Origin of the sequence: Actinobacillus porcinus, from assembly GCF_901764995.1 — a bacterium.
In the GTDB taxonomy this organism is placed as follows: domain Bacteria; phylum Pseudomonadota; class Gammaproteobacteria; order Enterobacterales; family Pasteurellaceae; genus Exercitatus; species Exercitatus porcinus.
Genome location: NZ_CABFKI010000013.1, coordinates 1 through 2,954 on the forward strand (window position 1 = coordinate 1; position 2,954 = coordinate 2,954).

1 rRNA gene is annotated in these 2,954 nt (G+C 50.0%); it reads left to right on the forward strand.

Going from position 1 to position 2,954, the window contains the following annotated elements:
• A 23S ribosomal RNA gene (locus E7T07_RS09065) occupies positions 1 to 2,921 on the forward strand; the annotation flags it as partial.
• Positions 2,922 to 2,954 lie beyond the last annotated feature (33 nt).

A 2,954-nucleotide genomic window follows, 5' to 3' on the forward strand; every position in this document is an offset into this window, starting at 1 on the left:
AAGAAGCGTTTAATCCAAGATATCCGAATGGGGAAACCCAGTAGATGAAGAATCTACTATCACTTACTGAATCCATAGGTAAGTGAGGCAAACCGGGAGAACTGAAACATCTAAGTACCCCGAGGAAAAGAAATCAACCGAGATTTCGTTAGTAGCGGCGAGCGAACGCGAAGGAGCCTGTTAGTGATAATGACAGGGACAGAGGAACAAGCTGGGAAGCTTGGCGATACAGGGTGATAGCCCCGTACTCGAAGTCCAGGTCATGGTACTAAGCTAACGACAAGTAGGGCGGGACACGAGAAATCCTGTTTGAAGATGGGGGGACCATCCTCCAAGGCTAAATACTCCTGATTGACCGATAGTGAACCAGTACTGTGAAGGAAAGGCGAAAAGAACCCTGGTGAAGGGAGTGAAATAGAACCTGAAACCGTGTACGTACAAGCAGTGGGAGCCCGAAAGGGTGACTGCGTACCTTTTGTATAATGGGTCAGCGACTTATATTATGTAGCGAGGTTAACTGAATAAGGGAGCCGAAGGGAAACCGAGTCTTAACTGGGCGGCAAGTTGCATGATATAGACCCGAAACCCGGTGATCTAGCCATGGGCAGGTTGAAGATTGGGTAACACTAATTGGAGGACCGAACCGACTAATGTTGAAAAATTAGCGGATGACCTGTGGCTGGGGGTGAAAGGCCAATCAAACCGGGAGATAGCTGGTTCTCCCCGAAATCTATTTAGGTAGAGCCTTGAGCGGACACCTTCGGGGGTAGAGCACTGTTTCGGCTAGGGGTCCATCCCGGATTACCAACCCGATGCAAACTGCGAATACCGAAGAGTGATACTCAGGAGACACACGGCGGGTGCTAACGTCCGTCGTGGAGAGGGAAACAACCCAGACCGCCAGCTAAGGTCCCAAAGTCTATATTAAGTGGGAAACGAAGTGGGAAGGCTTAGACAGCTAGGATGTTGGCTTAGAAGCAGCCACCATTTAAAGAAAGCGTAATAGCTCACTAGTCGAGTCGGCCTGCGCGGAAGATGTAACGGGGCTCAAATATAGCACCGAAGCTGCGGCATCAGGCGTATCACTAATACGCCTTACGATTAACAACATCGAATGAAGTGAAACGGAATGAGATGTTGGTCAAGCACACCCGAACGTTGAGTCGGGTTGCAATCGAAGAAAGGATTATTAGTGATACGCCTGTTGGGTAGGGGAGCGTTGTGTAAGCGGAAGAAGATGGATTGAGAAGTCTGTTGGACGTATCACAAGTGCGAATGCTGACATAAGTAACGATAAAACGAGTGAAAAACTCGTTCGCCGGAAGACCAAGGGTTCCTGTCCAACGTTAATCGGGGCAGGGTGAGTCGGCCCCTAAGGCGAGGCTGAAAAGCGTAGTCGATGGGAAACGGGTTAATATTCCCGTACTTGTCTTCATTGCGATGTGGGGACGGAGAAGGTTAGGTTAGCAGACTGTTGGATGTCTGTTTAAGTTGGTAGGTGGGAAGTTTAGGCAAATCCGGACTTCCTTAACACTGAGAAATGATGACGAGTTTCTACGGAAACGAAGTAACTGATACCACGCTTCCAGGAAAAGCCACTAAGCTTCAGATGAAGATAAACCGTACTATAAACCGACACAGGTGGTCAGGTAGAGAATACTCAGGCGCTTGAGAGAACTCGGGTGAAGGAACTAGGCAAAATAGCACCGTAACTTCGGGAGAAGGTGCGCCGGCGTAGATTGTAGTCCCTCGCGGATGAAGGTTGAACCGGTCGAAGATACCAGCTGGCTGCAACTGTTTATTAAAAACACAGCACTCTGCAAACACGAAAGTGGACGTATAGGGTGTGATGCCTGCCCGGTGCTGGAAGGTTAATTGATGGTGTAATCGAAAGAGAAGCTCCTGATCGAAGCCCCAGTAAACGGCGGCCGTAACTATAACGGTCCTAAGGTAGCGAAATTCCTTGTCGGGTAAGTTCCGACCTGCACGAATGGCATAATGATGGCCAGGCTGTCTCCACCCGAGACTCAGTGAAATTGAAATCGCCGTGAAGATGCGGTGTACCCGCGGCTAGACGGAAAGACCCCGTGAACCTTTACTATAGCTTGACACTGAACATTGAATTTTGATGTGTAGGATAGGTGGGAGCCTAAGAAGCAGTCACGCCAGTGATTGTGGAGGCGTCCTTGAAATACCACCCTTTAACGTTTGATGTTCTAACGAAGATTGCGGAACGCGGTCTCGGACAGTGTCTGGTGGGTAGTTTGACTGGGGCGGTCTCCTCCCAAAGAGTAACGGAGGAGCACGAAGGTTTGCTAATGACGGTCGGACATCGTCAGGTTAGTGCAATGGTATAAGCAAGCTTAACTGCGAGACAGACAAGTCGAGCAGGTGCGAAAGCAGGTCATAGTGATCCGGTGGTTCTGAATGGAAGGGCCATCGCTCAACGGATAAAAGGTACTCCGGGGATAACAGGCTGATACCGCCCAAGAGTTCATATCGACGGCGGTGTTTGGCACCTCGATGTCGGCTCATCACATCCTGGGGCTGAAGTAGGTCCCAAGGGTATGGCTGTTCGCCATTTAAAGTGGTACGCGAGCTGGGTTTAGAACGTCGTGAGACAGTTCGGTCCCTATCTGCCGTGGGCGTAGGAGAATTGGTTGGGGCTGCTCCTAGTACGAGAGGACCGGAGTGGACGCATCCCTGGTGTTCCGGTTGTGTCGCCAGACGCATTGCCGGGTAGCTACATGCGGAAGAGATAAGTGCTGAAAGCATCTAAGCACGAAACTTGCCAAGAGATGAGTTCTCCCAGTCTATAAGACTGTAAGGGTTGTTGGAGACTACGACGTAGATAGGTCTGGTGTGTAAGCGGTGTGAGCCGTTGAGCTAACAGATACTAATTGCCCGAGAGGCTTAACTATACAACGCTCAAGGATTTTTGAGTGAAGAAAGAA